15 protein-coding genes and 2 pseudogenes are annotated in these 20,347 nt (G+C 43.7%); 11 read left to right on the top strand and 6 right to left on the bottom strand.

Translation table 11 applies throughout. The features are described 5' to 3' along the window. The first annotated feature begins 65 nt into the window (after positions 1–65). The 9 genes and pseudogenes from W293_RS0104860 (at position 66) to infA (ending at position 9,996) form a co-directional block, all read left to right on the top strand. Positions 66–1,231, top strand: a protein-coding gene (locus tag W293_RS0104860; RefSeq protein ID WP_156915601.1) for an IS3 family transposase whose coding sequence is annotated in 2 segments (ribosomal slippage) — positions 66–324 and positions 324–1,231 — 1,167 coding nt in all. Because the reading frame shifts where the segments join, the coding sequence is not laid out codon by codon here. A gap of 60 nt (positions 1,232–1,291) precedes the next feature. Further along, a pseudogene (locus W293_RS17510) lies at positions 1,292–1,486 on the top strand (DNA polymerase IV); the annotation flags it as partial. Between the two features lie 3 nt (positions 1,487–1,489). Next, positions 1,490–1,969: a hypothetical protein gene (locus tag W293_RS0104865; RefSeq protein ID WP_264673010.1), complete on the top strand. Its 480-nt coding sequence runs from the start codon at positions 1,490–1,492 to the stop codon at positions 1,967–1,969. A gap of 550 nt (positions 1,970–2,519) precedes the next feature. Next, positions 2,520–3,722: a tRNA preQ1(34) S-adenosylmethionine ribosyltransferase-isomerase QueA gene (gene queA, locus W293_RS0104870; RefSeq protein WP_025651382.1), complete on the top strand. Its 1,203-nt coding sequence runs from the start codon at positions 2,520–2,522 to the stop codon at positions 3,720–3,722. A gap of 136 nt (positions 3,723–3,858) precedes the next feature. Further along, positions 3,859–5,793, top strand: a complete 1,935-nt coding sequence (locus W293_RS0104875; RefSeq protein ID WP_025651383.1) for a FimV family protein — start codon at positions 3,859–3,861, stop codon at positions 5,791–5,793. A gap of 58 nt (positions 5,794–5,851) precedes the next feature. Further along, positions 5,852–7,507: a FimV/HubP family polar landmark protein gene (locus tag W293_RS0104880; protein ID WP_025651384.1), complete on the top strand. Its 1,656-nt coding sequence runs from the start codon at positions 5,852–5,854 to the stop codon at positions 7,505–7,507. A gap of 176 nt (positions 7,508–7,683) precedes the next feature. Next, a complete protein-coding gene (locus W293_RS0104890; RefSeq protein WP_025651385.1) occupies positions 7,684–8,769 on the top strand; it encodes an asparaginase in 1,086 nt (361 codons plus the stop codon). 44 nt (positions 8,770–8,813) lie between these two features. Beyond that, a complete protein-coding gene (gene truA / locus W293_RS0104895) occupies positions 8,814–9,653 on the top strand; it encodes a tRNA pseudouridine(38-40) synthase TruA (RefSeq protein WP_037025074.1) in 840 nt (279 codons plus the stop codon). 121 nt (positions 9,654–9,774) lie between these two features. Continuing rightward, positions 9,775–9,996: a translation initiation factor IF-1 gene (gene infA, locus W293_RS0104900; RefSeq protein ID WP_010199824.1), complete on the top strand. Its 222-nt coding sequence runs from the start codon at positions 9,775–9,777 to the stop codon at positions 9,994–9,996. 403 nt (positions 9,997–10,399) lie between these two features. Here the strand turns inward: infA and W293_RS0104905 are convergent, their stop codons facing one another. The 6 genes and pseudogenes from W293_RS0104905 to leuC all read right to left on the bottom strand — a co-directional run bounded on the left by W293_RS0104905 (position 10,400) and on the right by leuC (position 16,883). After that, positions 10,400–11,671 carry a L,D-transpeptidase family protein gene (locus W293_RS0104905; protein WP_025651387.1) on the bottom strand — a complete coding sequence of 424 codons (1,272 nt, stop codon included), beginning with the start codon at positions 11,669–11,671 and terminating at the stop codon, positions 10,400–10,402. Positions 11,672–12,129: 458 nt separating this feature from the next. Continuing rightward, positions 12,130–13,233, bottom strand: a complete 1,104-nt coding sequence (leuB, locus tag W293_RS0104910) for a 3-isopropylmalate dehydrogenase (RefSeq protein ID WP_025651388.1) — start codon at positions 13,231–13,233, stop codon at positions 12,130–12,132. A 197-nt stretch (positions 13,234–13,430) separates the two neighbouring features. Continuing rightward, positions 13,431–14,147 (bottom strand): hypothetical protein, encoded by a 717-nt coding sequence (locus tag W293_RS0104915; RefSeq protein ID WP_025651389.1) that lies wholly within the window; start codon positions 14,145–14,147, stop codon positions 13,431–13,433. Between the two features lie 126 nt (positions 14,148–14,273). Beyond that, positions 14,274–14,929: pseudogene (gene leuD / locus W293_RS16095) on the bottom strand (3-isopropylmalate dehydratase small subunit). A gap of 46 nt (positions 14,930–14,975) precedes the next feature. Further along, positions 14,976–15,440: a hypothetical protein gene (locus W293_RS0104925; RefSeq protein ID WP_025651390.1), complete on the bottom strand. Its 465-nt coding sequence runs from the start codon at positions 15,438–15,440 to the stop codon at positions 14,976–14,978. A 24-nt stretch (positions 15,441–15,464) separates the two neighbouring features. Next, positions 15,465–16,883: a 3-isopropylmalate dehydratase large subunit gene (leuC, locus tag W293_RS0104930; RefSeq protein WP_037025077.1), complete on the bottom strand. Its 1,419-nt coding sequence runs from the start codon at positions 16,881–16,883 to the stop codon at positions 15,465–15,467. Between the two features lie 511 nt (positions 16,884–17,394). Here leuC and W293_RS0104935 point away from each other — a divergent pair. Both W293_RS0104935 and putP read left to right on the top strand, forming a co-directional pair. After that, a complete protein-coding gene (locus tag W293_RS0104935; protein ID WP_025651392.1) occupies positions 17,395–18,267 on the top strand; it encodes a LysR family transcriptional regulator in 873 nt (290 codons plus the stop codon). A gap of 518 nt (positions 18,268–18,785) precedes the next feature. Beyond that, positions 18,786–20,285 (top strand): sodium/proline symporter PutP, encoded by a 1,500-nt coding sequence (putP, locus tag W293_RS0104940; RefSeq protein ID WP_025651393.1) that lies wholly within the window; start codon positions 18,786–18,788, stop codon positions 20,283–20,285. The last annotated feature ends 62 nt before the right edge of the window (positions 20,286–20,347 follow it).

Consider the following 20,347-nt stretch of genomic DNA (forward strand, 5'->3'; position numbering starts at 1 on the left):
TGAGCTATGCTGAAGAAACCGTAGAGATAAACTTGGTAAACTAAGCGTATTAATCGGAGTTTATCATGACCAAGAAAGTAAGAACCTACAGTGACGAATTTAAAGCAGAAGCTGTCAAGAAGATATCAGACAATAATGGCAATATCTCGGCTACCGCAAAGCAGCTTGGCATTGCCATGCAAACGCTATCAAATTGGCATAACAAAGCCAATCAAGGCAAGCTTATCGGCACAGAACAATATGATCCTGATCTTATGACAGCGCTTCAAGAAATAAAGCAGCTCAAGCGACAACTTAAAGTTGCCGAGGAGGAGCGAGAGATATTAAAAAAGGCCACGGCGTACTTCGCGAAAAACAGTTAGTAAAGTACGCCTTTATTAAGGATAACCAGCAGATATTTAGTATCACAGCTATGTGCCGTGTACTAAAGGTTAAGCATTCTAGCTACTACGACTGGCTGAGTCGTGATATCAGCGATCAACAGATACATCGCAACCAGTCTGAGCTGCTGGTTAAAGCCGCGCACAGTGAAACAAAGGAGCGCTATGGATATGAGCGTCTGCATGCGCATCTAAGTGAGCGAGGCCATGACATTAGCCTATACATGGTGAGACGCATCAAAGAAGAGCACGGCATCAAATGCCGACGTCATAAGCGCTTTAAAGTGACCACCGACTCTAATCACAACAAGCTGGTTTATCCAAACGTGCTCGATCAGCAGTTTGATGCCAAGCGTCCTAATGAGTCTTGGGTCAGTGACATTACTTATATCTGGACAAATGAGGGCTGGCTGTACTTAGCAGGGGTCAAAGATCTATACACCAAAGAGCTGGTTGGCTACGCCATTAATAAACGCATGACTGCTGATTTAGTCTGTCGTGCACTAAATATGGCAATCAAGAACAGACGACCAGGCAAAGGGCTGATTGTGCATTCTGACAGAGGCAGTCAGTACTGTAGCCACGCTTATCACAAAATCATCAAGCAGCATCAGTTTACAGGCTCAATGAGTGCTAAAGGCAACTGCTTTGACAACGCACCCATAGAAAGCTTCTGGGGCATATTAAAGAACGAGCTGGTGTATCACCAAGACTATAAAACTAGATTTGCCGCCATTACCGATATCATTGGATATATTGAACTATATTACAACCAAACGAGAACTCAAAAGAGCTTGGGCTATAAATCGCCAAGACAGGTGTGGTTTGATTATTATCGTCAAGCTGCGTAATTAAATCTCCCAAGTTTAACTGTACGGATTTGACGGCAGGGGTCAAATTGGTTACGGGCGCAAATCTTAGAACAAACTGGATTAACAGCCTCTGCAGGCGTGTCATTTAATAAGATGCTAGCCAAAATTGCTTCTGATATTAATAAGCCTAACGGTACAGCGATTATCACCCCAGCTGATGCTGATGCTTTTATTAGTACACTACCTATCGAGCGCTTTCATGGTATTGGCAAAGCAACTGCCAAGCGCCTCCATGCGATGGGTGTGAGCAATGGCGCCGACCTTCGACGCACGCCAGCCGCTATATTGGTGCAGGAGTTTGGTAAGCGTGGCCAGTTTTATCATGACATTGCTCATGGTCGTGATGAGCGCCCTGTCAAATCTGAGCGCACGCATAAATCGGTAGGCTCTGAGACCACATTTAGAGACAATCTAAACAATAACGACGAACTAAAAGCACAAATCTACGAGCAAAATGACGATGCATTTAGACAAATGCAAAAGAAGCAATTGATTGCTTATACCATTACACTGAAGATTAAATACGCAGACTTTACTCAAATTACGCGCTCACACACCTTATCGACTGCATTTGTGAATGCTATAGATGCTCACTACTGGTTAGATAAGCTGTTTTTAGACATTCCACGCGAGCTGCCTATTAGGCTGGTTGGGGTGACTTATTCTTCATTGACCCCTGCCACACAATTATTACCACAGTTAAATTTATTTGAATAACCTAGGGTCTGTTGAACATTCAAATATTAGGACTACTGATTGCTAAAATCGTCCCAAACCTTTTATCAAATCAGGCGTAAACCGACGATAATGTCGAGACCTTAGCTAGGTTTACAACAACGTTTGGGGTGATTTTAGTATCAGCCTTTCAGGGCAGGGCTATTTTTTGCCAATACATGGCGAAATTATCTAACCTAGAATGACTAGGCGTCAAAAATTTCACTGCGTATTGTCTAAAAAATAGCCACTGCCAGTGCCACATTTGAATGTTCAACAGACCCTAATATTTCTTTGGTGGAACAACTATAGGATTAATTATGATTGATAAAAATGCTTAGGCTATTTGGGTAACCAAAATAGCTTTTACGCGAAATCACCCTTTAGAGCGTATCCTCATTTTAAAAATACTGATAAAAATGAGATGAATGGTAGTGTGTGTTAAACATTTAGTTGCTTACGTTTAGATTGAGGACATGCCTTAGTAATTATCCTTTCATATTCTGATTTCTGCTACAATTACGCCAAAATTCTATCCTTTCAAAGACTGATTATGACCAATTCTCACCCTGTAGTTGCCGATAGTAATACTGCCATTCATATTGATGGAAACAATGATAGCTTAAACTATTTGAGCGTAGATGATTACGATTATGAGCTGCCAGATAGCTTGATTGCTCGTTACCCGTTGTCAGAGCGTTCAGCCTCAAAATTGTTATACCTGCCTGCCGACAGTAATGATAAGGTCAGTCCAGTAGAGGATCGTTTATTTGCGCAATTACCTGATTTGTTAAATGCGGGCGATTTGATCGTATTTAACGATACCAAAGTCATGAAAGCGCGCTTGTTTGGTCAAAAGGATACCGGCGGCAAGGTGGAGGTATTGATTGAGCGTTTGATTGAACTCTCGGATTTGGATATAGCGACTCTGCACTTAGTGACGACGGACGAGCAACCAGTTATTAGAGAGCATGTGGCCCTTTGCCATGTCAAAGCCAGTAAAGCGCCAAAACTGGGGCAGCGATTAGCGCTCGCTGATGGTCACATGGGCTGCGTGATGATTGGTCGCCAAGACAATTTGTTTATTTTAGCCTTTGATGCGTCTATTCTGCCTCATTTAGAGCTTTATGGTGAGTTGCCCATTCCGCCCTACTTTGAGCGTCATGCTGATGACACAGACAATACGCGTTATCAAACGGTCTTTCATGATCCAGCCAAGCTTGCCAGCGTCGCCGCACCCACAGCCAGCCTACATTTTGATGAGACAGTATTAAATAGGCTTTCGGCAAAAGGCATTCATACAGCGTTTGTTACCTTGCACGTTGGCGCGGGTACTTTTGCTCCTGTTAAAACGGATAACTTACTCAACCACACCATGCACAGCGAATACGCACATCTGCCACAACCAACCGCCGATCTTATTAATCAAACCCATGCGAATGGCAAGCAAGTCATCGCTATTGGTACAACGGTGACGCGTGTCCTTGAAACTGCGTATCAAAAAACGGCAGTTGACGGCAACGCGCTTTCTAGCTGGTCAGGCGACACCGATATTTTTATATATCCTGGCTTTAAGTTTGGCGTCATAGACCGACTGCTGACGAATTTTCACTTGCCCAAGTCCACACTATTGATGCTTGTATCAGCATTTTCAGGTAAGGGCGCTATCGAACAAGCGTATCAACATGCTATCCAAGCTGAATATCGCTTTTTTAGCTATGGCGATGCGATGCTCCTTGATAAAAAAGTGAAATAATATTCTTTACTTAAAATATTATCAGTCAGCATTACTGTACAGTAGCTACTAAAAAACAACGTCTATGAAATAAACTGGTAAACTAAACCGTATTTTGTTATAACAGCACAGGTAACTCACATTCTAAGGGCTGCACATGTCTTGTCATTTATCTCATCGCTTGACTACTGTAAATTGTGCGGTGTCGATGGCGTTACTTTATTCCATAGGCTATGTGGCTATATCTTCTAGCGCGCAAGCAGCAACGATCGGTAAGACTGTTGTCACCTCTGCACAGCACGAACCCTTGACTGCCAGCATTGTGGTCACTGATATTAAAGCCGCCGACTTTTCAGCCAGCTTGGCCAATCCTGTTATTTATCAACAAATGGGGCTGACGCCAACAGATTCGATGACGGTTAGCTTTAGACCAACATCAGCGACCAGCGGTCAGGTTTTGATCAATACCACGCAGCCCGTCTCTAAGCCTTTTGCCGATGTGGTCTTAGCCATTAATGACGGGGGTCAACGTAATGTCATTCCTAAGACATTACTCATGCCTCTTGATGAGAGCGTACCGATTAAAGCCGCCAAAAACATCGTGACAGGGGCAAAAAAACCTAATTTACCTGTCGTGTCAGCCACCAATGCCAAACCGTTGACGGTTAGAAGAGGTGCGCCGCCACCACTGATATCAACACCTAAAGCAACAGAATTAACAAAAGCAACTGCAACAACATTGTCAGCGGCTAAAATGCCTGTGCGCACTGCTCAAACCTCTATTCAAGCCCCAACCGTTACGCCAAACTTGCCGGAAAATACTGCGTCTACGCTACAAAGCAATAGCCCTGTTTATGCCCCTAGCCGCTTGGATAATGGCCGTTTGAATGGCAGTTTTAGTATCAATGATAGCGTTGCTTTGGTTGGCGCTAATGATAATAGCCGTGAGTCGGTCAGTCATTTGGACAATGGTCGTGCAAATACTGACAACAGCGTTATGACAACGGCTGCTAGTGGTAACGATACCAGCGCTATAGTCAAGGCAGCTAACAATTCTACCGAAAACAAAGTAATCGCTAATAAAGTAATGGCTAATAAAGTAATGGCTAACAATGTCGCGGTAAATAATGAGACGACGGCTGAAATCACTGACAAACAGTTCGATATTCTGAATATTCAAATCACAAGACAGATACAGCCTAGTAATAAGAGCAATAATGGCATCATGGTCAACTCGTCTACATCGCCGCTACCAAGTAACAATGCTGCAAACGCTGCAGCTATACCCGCGGCAAATACTAGCAACGCTATTACTACAGCGCCAAGCCATATCCCCTCTAGCGAGATTGCTTCAGCTACGCCAACAGTAAATAGCAATGTCGCAGCTACAAATGGTACAGGAACTAACAACGCTAGTAGCACGCCAGTTGACTATCAAGTACAGCGTAACGATAGTTTGTGGGTCATTGCCCAGCAGGTTGCTCAGAAAAACAATCTAGACGTTCAAACGGTCATGAAACAGATTCAGGCCCAAAACCCGAATGCTTTTATCAATAAAGACGCAGATCAACTCAAAGCAGACGCTAAGCTGAGCTTACCCGACTATGAGGTTGTGCCATCACAGCAAAATCTAGAAGCGGCTATTGATGCTCAAAGACGATATCGAATGAGCGCAAACACCCCTAGCGGTAAGGAAATAGCGGCAGCAAAACCAGCGGCAAAAATAATGCCTAAGACAGCGCCTGAGCAACCATCTAAGACAACTCAAGCAGCCAAAAATCCTGAGAAGCCAGCCATTACTAATACTCAGACATTGCCAACAGCGCGCTTTTCTGTACTCGCGCCCGGTCACGATGCCAATAAAAATGGCAACGCCGATGGGACTCAAGCCAAAGCAGCAACCACCACGGGTAATGGTCTCAGTACAGAAACTTTAGCGACGCTCAAAGCCTCTAGGCAGAAAGCGGCATCACAAGCGCAGCGCCTGTCAAAAACCAACAGTACACTCGACAGCTATACTAGAAAACTGCAATTACAAAACCAAAAACTGGCGGAGCTTCAAGCTCGTCTCAAAAAATTACGCAATCAATAATTGCCTGACTGATCAGCGCAGTGTACTGCAAACAGTGATCGTAGGCGTGGGAGTAACTATGGACAATATGCTATATATCATCGCCGGACTGGTGCTTATTTTACTAATAGCTGTCTTGGTAATGCGCAAAAATAAAGCGCAAAAACCATCGGCACGCGCGCCTATACAGGCTGGTAAAAACTTGGCAGCCAATGCCCCAGCAACCACTTCTGGAGCCAATCAGCATCGTCCTACGCAGCAAAACGCGAGTAACGAAGGCAAGTTTGATAATCTGTCGGTTGCTCAGCGTTTTATCGATCAACAGCGCTACGACAAAGCCATCGAAACCCTCAATCGTGGTCTCATAGAAAAACCCAATGACAGCCAGCTATCACTTAAGCTGCTGGGTATATACGCGACCATCAATCAAACAGATGACTTTTATAGAGTTTATGACGGTATCAAAAGTCATAGTGATGCAAAAAGCATTGCACAAGCTGACGAACTAAAAGCCTTGCTAGTTGAAGAGCAGAATCAAGTAGCACAACATGCAGTCGCGGCGCAAGATACTCAAAATACTGACTTTGAAAGTTTAGATTTTGACTTACCTGCCAGCCAAGTCAATAATACACCTACTGTCCAAGATACCGTTTCTTCCGAAGATAGTGCGATTTCTTTACTCGATACGCCTACTGAAAAACCCGCAGTATCTGATGATTTTAATGATGTCAGCGCTACCACTGAAAACGTCGATGACACCTTTGAGCTAACACTTAGTGACTTAGAAGATGATGTTGACGAGCCAACTGCTACTAGTATTATGCCGGTCAGTCAGGTCGATATCGCTGAAGAAGAAAATCTGGCTCTAGACGCTAGCAATGCTACGCCTACTATTCAAGACGATGATATCAGCGACTTCGACTTTGGCCTTGATGTGCCTGCACAAGCCGATAATAATACCGAGCCTTCTGTCAATGCCGCTGTTATTGATAGCGCGTCTGAAGACATCACGCTAGAAGATGAAGACTTTGTCTTAGATTTTGCAGACTTAGAGACTGCTGTGGAGGCAGATGCTGAGCAAGCGACTAATGAAGCCACTATAGATGCACCTCAAAATAGCGAAGATGACCTTACCTTATCGTTAGATGACATCGATGAATCACTGCCTACCGATGATGTCTTAGAGAGTGAACAACCTGCTCTTGTGGAAGATAATGATCTTGGTGATTTTGTCCTTGAAGAGAACAACTTTAAAGACAATGACCTTGAAAGTGACAGCTTTGAAGACAGCATCTTTGAAGACAATAGTTCTGAAGAGTTTCAGCTCGATGATAATAACGTAGAAAATACTCGTGAAGAGTCTAGCATTACACCTACTATGCCATTGATGTTCGATGACAATACTTTGATAGGTGATGATTTTGACTTTGACTCGCTAGCAGATGCACCAACGGCAGCGACACCCGTTGAAGCTGAACCTGACTTAAGCGCGCTAGACAGTGAGATTGTTACTGACAATCAGGTCGAAATAACTGAAGACTTCTCTTCACGTTTCGCCGCAGACTTTGACTTTGTTAAAACCTTGGATAGCAATCAAGTCACTTTAGATCTAGCTGGTCAATACTTACAGTTGGGTGAATATGATAGTGCCAAACGTTTGCTAAATGAAGTCATCACTCAAGGTACTAGCGAACAGCAGCAGCAAGCTCAAGTGCTACTCGACCGCACCGCATAGTCAATAACCTCTTCTCGTATCAGCAAGTATTTTCTATATCATTTAGAATAAATACTTGCTGATTTTTTTTGCATTTAACCTTTATAATATCTATTATCATACTACCTATCATTCCTAAGCTTTCCTCTCTTTTTTTCACATTCATTGACTGCGTCCATACTATGCCATCCTCTGTTATGACAAAAAACTTATCCGACCCTATTCACCTCATTTATGCTGGTGGTACTTTTGGTAGCTACGGACGACCCTTAGCACCTTTATCTGCTGAAATATTTTTGCCTACATTGCAACAACTGTTGGCTAAGCAAGATAATGCGAGCCATCTACCTAAGATTTCATGGCTTGACAATGCATTAATTAAAGACAGCAGCCAATTGACTCCTAGCAACTTTGTACATTTTTATACACTCCTATTAAGCGCCTATGCACAAGGTAACAGACGCTTTGTCTTAATCACTGGTACTGACACCTTAAGTTATTTAGGGGCGTTTTTAGCAGAAGCGTTCGCCGGTAGCGATATTAGTATCGTTGTGACTGGCAGTATGCGCCCGTTACTAGACAGTGAAGTGTTGCATGACTATAGTGTCGATGCCAATAGTGACGCATGGGACAATCTGACTGACGCCTTAAAACTCGCAGCGGCTGGCGAATCAGGCATTAAAATTTGCTTTGGTGGTGAGTCATGGCCAGCACAAACGGTGCAAAAGATACACAGTCATGATCTAATGGCATTTACCGGACATTCTCGAGCCGCTTATCCTGCCAATAGTTATATAAGAGCATTACCAGACACGCGGCGACAGCATTGGCTTGATGACCAATACGATATAATTGATGCTATTCAAGGTCGCGCTGAGCAGGTGCGCATCCATGCTTTATACTGTTTGCCTAATGACACCGAGGTGATGAGCAATCAGCTACAAGCATTATTGTCGCAGCCACCCTCTGGCATTATGCTACTAGGATTTGGCGCAGGCAATGTCCCCTATTCGGACGCGCTGGCAGCTGCTCTACAACTGGCTTATGAGCGCGGCCACATGGTGATCTGTGCCAGCCAATCGCCCTTTGGCGGGGTGAGCGATAGTTACGCTGCTGGTAGTTGGCAGTATGATTATCATGTAATAGCCGGCGGGCGCTTAACGATCCCCGCTATTTATGCTCGCTTATTATGGCTGCTGCTGCGCTATGACAGTCCTGCAAGGCGTCGACAGCGCTGGCTGAATAATGTCACCCAAGCTGGTACAACCATTAAAAAACGCTAACAGACCACTACCTCCTACTCAACTGTATATATTTTGAACACACCATGACTGAGATTAAGCATATAGCGTCTGACGATTCACCCATTTATACCTTAGCGATTGCAGTTGAGTTTTTGGGTACTCATTACCATGGCTGGCAACGTCAACGAGAAGTGCTCGGTGTCCAACAAGCGCTAGAGACTGCCATCAGTAAGGTCGCCAATGAACCGGTAGAAGTGATTGCCGCTGGTCGTACCGATGCCAGTGTGCATGCCAGCAATATGATTGCCCATTTTACTACCCATGCTTATCGGCCTACGCAAAACTGGTTGCGCGGCGTCAATAGCTTGTTGCCTGATGACATCGCCCTGCGCTGGATTCAACCGATGCCAGCGGACTTCCATGCGCGTTTCGGTGCCATTGCCCGCCGTTATCGTTATATCACCCTCAATCAAGCACAGCGCCCTGCTATTTTAAATCATCAAGTAACGCATATCTATGAGCCACTCGACTTGGCGGCGATGCAATTGGCGGCTGCCGATATCGTCGGTACTCACGATTTTAGCAGCTACCGCGCGGCGGCTTGTCAGTCTAATCAGCCGGTACGTACCGTTAGCCATGCTAGGTTATTTGCTCATGGTCAGTTTATTGTTTTTGATATCCAAGCAGATGGTTTTTTGCATCACATGGTGCGTAACTTGATGGGCACATTATATGCTATTGGGAGACATGACTTAGAGCCAAGCGATTTTTTAAATATTTTAGCCAAAAAAGACCGTACCATTGCACCGCCTACCGCCTCTGGTGATGGCTTGTATTTTATTAACGCCTACTATCCTGAACGCTTTCAGCAGCTATTACCTAACGCCCCTTTAACGCCCATTTGGCTAAATTTGCCCGACTGAATGAACTTCAATGGACATACATAACAGTTACAGACTGTCAAGTAAAAACCTAGGGCTGTATTGCTTTAATCAGCAAACTTACGTATAATATCGGCTTATTTTTAATTGATTGATACAAATTATGGCAAAAGACGAGATTATTGAATTTGAAGGCGAAGTCATTGACACCCTTCCAAATACATTGTTTAAAGTTCGTTTAGAAAACGGACACGAAATCATTGCACACATCTCAGGTAAGATGCGCAAGCATTACATTCGTATCTTGACGGGTGATAAAGTGAAGGTCGAAATGACACCTTATGATTTATCTAAAGGTCGTATCACTTATCGTGGCAAAAACTAAATTATTATTTCCTAGAATGGTTATAACGGCATTTGTATCGAGACGTTTTATTAATAAACGGTTTGCACTGATATAAATTCTTGAGTGGTTTAACGGATAATAATAATGATATTGCTAACCTACTCATTATTGCCTATCATATGCTAGTTATTGGTTTTTATCATAAAAAAATACCGCTATTCAACAGCGGTATTTTTTTGTCCGGCTTTTAAGATTTACTAGGACGTGTCCTCATTTTAAAAATGCTCATAAAAATGAGATAAATTGCCGTCAAACGAGGAAAATAGCGCAAATAATATTGGGATATTAATCAGCTATTTGACGATGTTTGGCAAAATTTAGCCATTTTTAGCCCATATAGATACAAGCGCTTGAATTGAAGACACGCCCTAATACTGAACCGTTATTTAAATGTTACGGTTGCCCCATTTTGAATGACGCCTAGCAGCGCTAACGCGTCCCAGTTGGTCAAACGTACGCAACCTGCCGAGGCTTGGCGACTGATACGAGCAGGGTCTGGCGAACCGTGGATACCATACGAGGGCTTGCTTAGTCCAATCCATACCATTCCTACAGGGTTGTTAGGGCCAGGTGGAATAATCGCCTTACTACCATCATCAGCAGTATAAGTATAATTAGGCTCATGCACCTTGACTGCTACGGTGTGCGTGCCTGTGGGCGATGGCGTTGCCGTGCTGCCTACGGTGGTTGGATAGCTGGCGACCAAATTGTCTTGCGCATCGTAAGCGTAGAGCGTTTCAGTCGTTCTATCAGCGACCACGCGGCTGACAGCCTTGGTGTTCGGATTACCCGGATTGTAGACGATGATGGTTTCGCCAGCACTAAAACTGGCATTGGGATTAAGCGCTTTAAGATACTTTTCACTGATATGGAATTTTTCCGCCAGTCCTTCTATCACGCTTTCGTAATACATCCCCTCGAGCTTTGCTTTTTCTTTTGCTGCTGCTGGAATGGTCGTGGTTTTGATATTGACATCCGCCTCGCTCAACTGATAGCTGACCAATACGGGTTGCGCCAGCAGTTTGTCGTTTTTGGTTAATGCTTGCCACGTTTCGTTATTTAATGTCTCTGTGACCGTCAAGCCCTTGGCTTTTTGGAACGCTTGCATGGCTTTACGGGTGTTTTTACCCCAATAGCCATCCACAGGACCAACGCCGCTGTGCTGCCAATTTAATAATGCTTGCAACTTTGTGCCCGTATTACGATCGATATCTGCCCCCGCCTGCCAATTGGCTGCATTCACTTTTTGAGCAGTCGCTGGCAGATTTTCTGTACTGTACTTAATCGTGGGTAAAAATTTATTCAGCGATACGGCGGTCTTACTGTTGCCCGTCAGCTTTTGGCTAACCCCATTGGTCACTGGACTCATATCAGTAGCATCATCTATCACGGCCTTACCAAGCATGTTCGGGTTAGGTTTGTTGGGAATAGCTCCGTTGATGATATCTCTGTTGGTGGCGACTTGGTTAGGGACATTAGCAGTATTCGTCGTCGTAGTCTCATTGGTTGCCTGCGTATCTTCAGGGGTTGCTGCCGTGCTTTCATCGGTCGCTGTCATATTTTCAGTGGTTGCTGCTACGCTTTGACCTATGAAAACAGTGGTTGATAAACCAATCGCCAATAACGCAGTGCTTATTTTTGTCAATTGATACATGTAATGCTCCTAAAATTATTTTTTGTTTTATTAAAGCGTGTCCTCAATCTGAAATAAATAGGCTAAAAATGAGGACACGCTCTAGAAATTTCGTTATTAGTACTTATTATTCTTACCCACTATTTACATCTATCGTTTACATTGCTAATGAGCAGTCTTTGGAGGAATAACATTATTACTGCTTATTTGGAAGTTACCAATATTGCCATATTCCGTTGTGAGCATATAACGGCTTTGTGTTACTAAACGCCTTATCCTACGGTGTCTGTGTTAATGCAACGCCTGCCTGATCAGTATTGTAAGTGCCGCATCCTGAATTTTACGACTGAATTGTTCTCATCAGTAATGTCGAATCGTCGGCGCATAAAAAACCCATAAACTGCTGAGCAATTTATGGGTTTTAGTAGAAAAATCAGACGATTAAAATATATTGTAAAGGAGCTATTAGCGCAGTTTATTTATACCAGTTTAGCCAATACTGCTTGACCCATTTCTTGACAGCCTACTTGCTTCAAGCCTGCCTCAGTGCTGTCCAAGATATCAAGGGTACGTAAGCCATCATCGAGCACTTCACTGACCGCTTGCTCAATCGCTTGTGCAGCTTGTTCTTGTTTAAAGGTATAGCGTAGCATCATCGCCACAGACAATATCGTTGCCAAGGGATTGGCTTTGTCTTGGCCAGCAATATCGGGCGCTGAACCATGACACGGCTCATACATACCCTTACCGGCAGCATCAAGACTGGCAGACGGTAGCATACCGATAGAGCCCGTTAACATAGCGGCTTCATCAGACAAGATATCGCCGAACATGTTGCCCGTCACCATGACATCAAACTGCTTAGGATCTTTAATCAGCTGCATACAAGCATTGTCAGCATACATATGCGATAACGCTACGTCATTATAATCCGCTTGCTGCATCTCAATCATCGTCTGCTTCCACAGCTCAGTGACTTCTAAGACATTGGCTTTATCGATTGAGCAAACCTTGGCTGGCGTACCTGCAGCCTGTGCGCGTGTTTTTGCCAATTCAAAAGCAACCTTACCGATACGCTGAATCTCACTGGTGCTATACACCATGGTGTTATAGCCTTGTTGCTCGCCGTTCTCTAAGGTTCGGATACCGCGTGGCTCACCGAAATAAATACCGCCCGTCAATTCACGGACAATCAGTAGATCCAGACCTGAGATAATCTCAGGCTTGATACTTGAGGCATTAACAAGCTGCGGATAAAGTTTGGCTACGCGCAGATTGGCAAATAAACCCAGCTCACTACGAATTTTAAGTAAACCACGCTCAGGACGTTTGCTACGCTCAATACCATCCCACTTAGGACCACCCACCGCACCCAATAACACCGCATCTGCTGCACGCGCACGTTGTAGCGTTTCTTCTGGCAATGGTTCACCCGTGGCATCAAACGCCACACCACCAATTAATCCAGATTCAAGGGTCAAACCTAACGCAAATTTCTTATTAACCGCTTCGAGCACATCAACCGCTTGAGTCATGATCTCAGGGCCGATACCATCGCCCGCTAATGTTAAAATCGTTGCCATACAGATCCTTTTGGGTAAATAGTTTTTTATTGATTGGTAGTGCTAAAGCTGTATTGCCGCTTTATACAAAACCGACCTCTAGCGACAAATGCAATAATAGACCACCATTATCAATGGTAGTCAGTACTCAAGAGGTCGTTGTTTCTTATTTAGCTAAATGTTGCAAAATAATCAAATCGAGAGGCTAGCCATCACTATCAAGCCACCGTTTTTGCTTGCGTAGATTTTTGCTCAACAATGCTGGTCTCTACAAACTCTCCTTGATGCTCAGCGCCCAACTGCTTACAGAACCGACGCTGCAAACTTTTATCTTGCGACAGCTCGATGCATAAAGGCTCGGGTGATGCTGTGTCTAACAGACTGCCTGAATTGTCACTAGATTTTTTTTGATAAGCTCGCAACTGATAAGTGCCTGGTTCGACGAAATCATGAATAATCGCAAAACGCTCAACATAGCCGACGTTATTTTCTGGATAGAAATTAACCTGTACTTCGCGTTTTGCAGGTTTGACCCGTGCGTAGTAATTGGTCAATCCTGGCATACCAGATTTAGACAGTGGAACGATTTTGACCGCATTATTATTCAGCAGCGGTGCCATATCAATACTCATCTGTTCTTGTGCCGACTTATCGCCTTCGATAACGGGCATGGTAACCAGCATGTCAGGACTGACCGGCTCGTGGGTATCCGGAGCAATGACTAAAGTTTTGTCAATCTGCACAATTTCACAATGATAAGTACCTAGGCAAGAAATATTCACCTCACCCGCAACAGGTTGGATGTTCCCTGCACGCACCTTAGCACTATCTGCTTTGTCTATTTGTTTATAGCCCGTCAATGATTGACAGCCTGTTAACAATAAACTTGCAGCGACAGCCATACTTGTCCAGACAGCATAACGTTGTTTATTCATAATGACGGCTACTATTTAATATGGAAGATAAGTTACCCTTCATTCTAGCCAGTTCATCAGCATAACTCAACGCTGCATTACTATTGTTCATCGGTTTTTTATAGCCACTGGTCTATCAGTCACGCTCTATGCTCTAACGTCATTAAATATCCAAGGCGTTTTTTGCATCATTTTATGCTCATAGTCTTTAATCGCATCGCTTTGCTGCAAAGTAAGACCGATATCATCAAGACCATTTAGCAAGCAATGCTTACGAAACTCATCGACCTCAAAAGCATACTCTTCACCGCTTGGGGTAATAACCACTTGACGCTCGAGGTCGGCGGTCAACTCATAGCCTTCATTGGCAAGCGTTGCTTTCATCAAGGTATCAACAATGGCTTCATCCAAGACGATTGGTAGCATGCCATTTTTAAAGCAGTTATTATAAAAGATATCGGCAAAGCTTGGGGCAATGATAGTACGAAAGCCATATTCTGAAAGTGCCCAAGGTGCATGCTCACGGCTCGAGCNGAGCCACAACCAAAGTTTCTGCGTGCCAGCAATATAGTAGCGCCTTGATAACGGGGCTTATTTAAGACAAAATCTGGGTTAATTACACGAGTGCTGTTATCTTGACCCGGATAACCTTCGTCGAGATAACGCCAATCATCAAATAAATTGACGCCAAAGCCCGTACGTTTAATGGATTTTAAAAATTGTTTGGCGATAATTTGGTCGGTATCGACGTTCGCGCGATCGAGTGGGCAAACGATACCGGTTTGGGTGTTATAAGCTTGCATGGTTTTTCCTTAAAATATCGATTACTAACGTAAATTTTCTAGCTGCTTAATGAAGCTTAAAAGAGCGTGCCATTTGTTTAACAATACTTGTCATTTTAGTTTTTTCACTCTCAGGATAGTTCGGATGTAATACTACTTCCTGACCATTATTAACCTTAATAACATGATAGAAAACTTGACCATCCTCTCTATAACCACTTACTGTATAGGTTTTATCTTTTAACCGCTCATAAGTAACTGTCATGCCTGTTTTATATCGATGCTGCTTTTCTTTCAGATAATCACTATCTGTATAAAAGAAGACACTTGGTGTATTACTGCCAAAGACCAAAATATCGGCATTGGAGTTGGGCAACTTAAAATGACGACCGTCACCATTATCTGCTTCAGGCAACCATTGCAATTGATTTGGCACATCGACACAATAGGCAAATCTTCCATTACAGTAATCACGAGCCATCGCTAGCTGAGAGCTACCCAGTATGCAAAATAAAAAGAGCAGTATTTTCATCTCTGTTCTCTCAGCCGTTCTAAATTAAAACGTCCGTACATCTACAAAGTGACCCGCTAATGCTGCCGCTGCTGCCATTGCTGGACTGACCAAATGCGTACGACCGCCATTACCCTGACGACCCTCAAAGTTACGATTAGACGTCGAGGCACAATGCTCTTGCGGCTCAAGCTTATCTGCATTCATCGCCAAACACATCGAGCAGCCCGGCTCGCGCCACTCAAAACCCGCTTCCGTGAACAAGGCATCTAAGCCTTCTGCTTCAGCCTGCAACTTCACTTGCCCAGAACCCGCCACGACAATGGCTTCTTTAATATTGTCCGCCACCTTACGACCCTTGATAACAGCGGCGGCATCACGCAAATCTTCGATACGCGAGTTGGTACACGAACCAATAAAGATACGATCCAATTGGATATCAGTAATTTTCTGACCTGCTGTTAGACCCATATAGGTATAAGCGCGCAACCAGCCTTCTTCTTGCGCTTCATCCACGGCTTGCTCAGGTGTCGGTACCGACTGCGTGATATCGACGACCATTTCAGGTGACGTACCCCAAGAAACCTGAGGCGCAATCTCGCTACCATCAATCTCAATAATAGTATCAAATACGGCATCAGCATCTGAGTATAAAGTGCGCCAGTAAGCTTCTGCTTGCTCCCACTGCTCAGCGGTTGGCGCATAAGGACGACCTTTGACGTAATCGATAGTCGTATCATCAACTGCGACCATACCCACGCGTGCACCTGCTTCGATGGCCATGTTACAGACGGTCATGCGACCTTCCATGCTCATGTCTTCAAAGACTTGTCCAGCAAATTCAATGGCATGCCCCGTGCCGCCAGCGGTGCCAATTTTGGCGATAATAGCAAGTACCACATCTTTTGATGTCACGCCAGCACCCAATTTGCCAGTGACTCGAATCTGCATGTTTTTGGATTTCTTTTGAATCAAGCACTGAGTCGCCAATACATGCTCAACTTCTGAGGTACCGATACCGTGTGCCAAGCAGCCAAGTGCGCCATGGGTGGCAGTATGTGAATCACCACAAACCACCGTCATACCCGGCAATACCAAACCCTGTTCAGGACCGACCACGTGCAAGATACCTTGACGCGCATCATTGATAGTAAACTCAGCGATATCAAACTTCGCACAATTCTCATCCAAGGTGAGTACTTGTAAGCGCGATACTTTGTCTTTGATACCAGCCACGCCTTCTGAGCGCTCTTTAGTCACTGTTGGTACATTATGATCGGGACTAGCGATGTTAGCCGACAGACGCCATGGCGCTCTATTGGCCAGCTCCAGACCTTCAAATGCTTGCGGACTCGTCACTTCATGCAATAGATGGCGGTCGATATAAATCAGGCTCGAACCGTCATCACGCTTGGTGACTTCGTGAGCATTCCAAAGTTTGTCATATAACGTTTGACCGGCCATGTTGCTATCCTTTATTAGTTGCTAATTACTGACTCTATACGCCTGCTCACACCACAGCGAGCTAGGTTTTAGAGGCTTTTATCTAATTGTCATACTTGTCTAATCAATCACTCTATCGATAACGTGGCATTGTATTACCGCCGTTTTTTAAATTCAATTTACTGTCTATCAAGACTATTTATCAAACCTGTTCTTCAAAGGCACTTTTATGGAAAGCCATTAAAAAGCACTGTCTATTAAATTGGTCCCTCACGCAACTATATCAATACTACTTGAGGGGTCTTTGGGTAAATCAATAAAATTGGTCGTCAATATAGGCGTTATACGGTCAATTACCAAGTTAATATAATAAATATGTCATAATACGTCTTGATGTCTTGTGATTATAGCAGGCTAATCCTATAATAATAATTGATGATTTTTGCATAGTCACAAACTTTTATTTCTAATTCATTATAATTAGGCTAGCCAACTTTTATTTATAGCTCGTTACGTAGCTAAGGAAACCGGTTTGAATACCACGAATTTGACGACATTCGTCACTGTTATGCACACAGGCAGCATCTCAGGCGCAGCAGAAAAGCTGTTTATCACTCAGCCTGCGGTCAGTAAGCGCATCAAAAACTTAGAAGATGAATTTAACATCACCTTATTTGATACAGTCGGGCGCGGTATTGTACCGACTCAAGCCGCCAGTGAAATGTTGCCGCACGCCAAACGTTGGCTTGAAGATTATGAAAACTTTAAAATAAACCTCCAGCATTCAAAGCATATTGTGTCGGGTAAACTCGTTATTGGCACCAGCCACCATATCGGCTTGCACCACCTTGCTCCTGTGCTCAAGCATTTTATTCAAGCCTATCCTGCGGTACAACTAGAAGTGCATTTTGTCGATTCAGAAACCGCGCATAAGGCCGTGCTCGATGGCGATTTATCACTCGCATTTTTAACCTTGCCGCCCGTCTACGATAAGCGTTTGACCTATCATACCTTATGGTCAGATCCGCTCTATTTTATGACCGGCACTTTATCGCCTTTAGCGACCAAATCTAATGTGACGCTCGAGCAATTGGCGCGCTACCCTGCTATCTTGCCCTCTGCCAATACTTTTACCAGTCAGATCACCTTAGCGGAATTTGCCAAGCACAATCTAAAACCATACGCGACGATGAGTACCAACCCGCTAGAATCTATCCGGATGTTGGTCTCTGTGGGACTTGGCTGGTCAGTACTGCCGCAAACGATGGTCAGTCAAGATTTAGAACGTATAGATATGGCGGATAATATTGAATTGCAGCGTTATTTGGGGGTGGTTATTAATCCAAAGCTTACCCAATCAAGCAGCGTAACCGCATTGTTAGACTTGCTTGCTCCTATTGATTAAATAATTTTTTATAGATGTTGAATAGTTATTTCTAAAATTAGCGGGCTTTATAAAGGTCATTAATTTATAACTCTAGGTCAGCCGTTCGCATTTTAAACAGCCATACGTTATAATACGTGTGGCTTTTTTATAACATAAATTTACCATAATAGCACTGATAGTCATATATTGAAGGCTTAGAGTAATATATGATGGTAAACAGTAGGTTTAATGGTTTTAAATGATTGATTTTATAAGTGAGTAGCATTTGTGAAAAATTAGCAGATAAGGGCTATAGACAAGATTTCGACGAAGCAATACTTGTTGTCCTCTAATCACTATTTTATGAATATTATTCTTAAAACAGTATCAATCATATAAAACTAACAGAAAATACTGACTAAAAGTCGAAAGCCATTATGTCCTACTTAATGGCTTTTTTTGTCTTTCGATATTGTTTGCAAACATCATCTTGTGAGACTTAATCTTATATAGTTAAAAATAATTACAGCCAACAACGTTGGTTAAGGACAGTTTATATGAATGGGATTTCTAGTGGCGTGCTGATATCGTTGGGCGCCTACTTCTTAGTGATGATTGGGATTGGCGTTTACGCTTATTTTAAGCAAGCCAATGATACCGAAGGCTATATGTTAGGAGGACGTAATTTAGGTCCCGCAGTCACTGCATTATCAGCAGGGGCGTCGGACATGTCAGGTTGGTTGCTCCTTGGCCTACCAGGCTATATGTATGCCGATGGCGTCGTAAGTATGTGGATCGCACTTGGTTTGACACTCGGTGCCTTACTGAACTATATCATTGTGGCACCGCGCCTTCGCGTTTATACCGAAGTCGCTGACAACGCCATTACCTTACCGGACTATTTCGCCAACCGCTTTGAAGATAAGTCGCACATGTTGCGGGTCATATCAGCAATCGTTATCATCTTATTTTTTACCGTTTATACCGCCGCAAGTCTAGTAGGTGGTGGTAAACTCTTCGAAAGCTCGCTCAACTTATCATATAGTACGGGTCTTTGGGTGACTGCTGGTGTCGTCGTTGCCTATACCTTATTTGGTGGTTTCTTAGCGGTATCGATGACTGACTTTGTACAAGGTGTCATCATGTTATTTGCAATGGTGATCGTACCTGTCGTAGCCTTCACCGATCTTGGCGGTATATCAGCAACGACTGAAGCCGTTAGAAACATTGATCCAAGTTTATTAAATGTCACTAGTGGCATGACTATCTTTGGTATTATCTCATTACTGGCGTGGGGCTTAGGTTATTTCGGTCAGCCGCATATCATTGTTCGTTTTATGGCGATACGTTCGGTCAAAGACGTCCCAACGGCACGTAACATCGGTATGAGCTGGATGGTTATCAGCTTAATTGGTTCTTTAATGACGGGTTTTGCTGGTCGTGCTTATGTACAAAAAACCGCAATGACCTTGGATGATCCTGAGACTATTTTCTTAGTCTTTACACAGTTTTTATTTACACCGTTGGTTTCAGGGTTCTTATTAGCCGCTATTTTAGCCGCGATCATGAGTACCATCTCCTCGCAACTATTGGTGGTATCAAGCTCGCTGACTAAAGATGTCTATAAGCTATTCTTTGATAGAGATGCTCCTGAAGCCCGCCAAGTATTGGTCGGTCGTATCTCGGTTGTAGCCGTAGCTATCGTATCTATCTTGCTCGCCTCTGACCCCGACAGCTCAGTATTGAACTTAGTTTCTAATGCTTGGGCAGGATTTGGTGCCGCATTCGGGCCTTTGGTTATTTTCAGTCTGACATGGCGCGGCATGAACCGCAATGGCGCTGTCGCTGGCATGGTAGTTGGTGCATTGACTGTTATCCTGTGGGTCTATGGCCCGTTCGAGATGAATGGCGTCGCACTAAACAATTGGTTATACGCTATCGTTCCAGGCTTTATCTTAAGTACCATCGCTATCTTTGCTGTCAGTATCATGACTGGTGGTCCAAGACCGTCAGTATCTGCTAAGTATAAAGAGATGGAAATGAACTTAGATAAATAAGCCATTATTGTTTACGGTTCTGTTAATAATGCTGTTAATAAAAAGACCTCGCTAATCGTAGC

The sequence above is a fragment of the Psychrobacter sp. TB67 genome, assembly GCF_000511065.1.
In the GTDB taxonomy this organism is placed as follows: Bacteria; Pseudomonadota; Gammaproteobacteria; order Pseudomonadales; family Moraxellaceae; genus Psychrobacter; species Psychrobacter okhotskensis.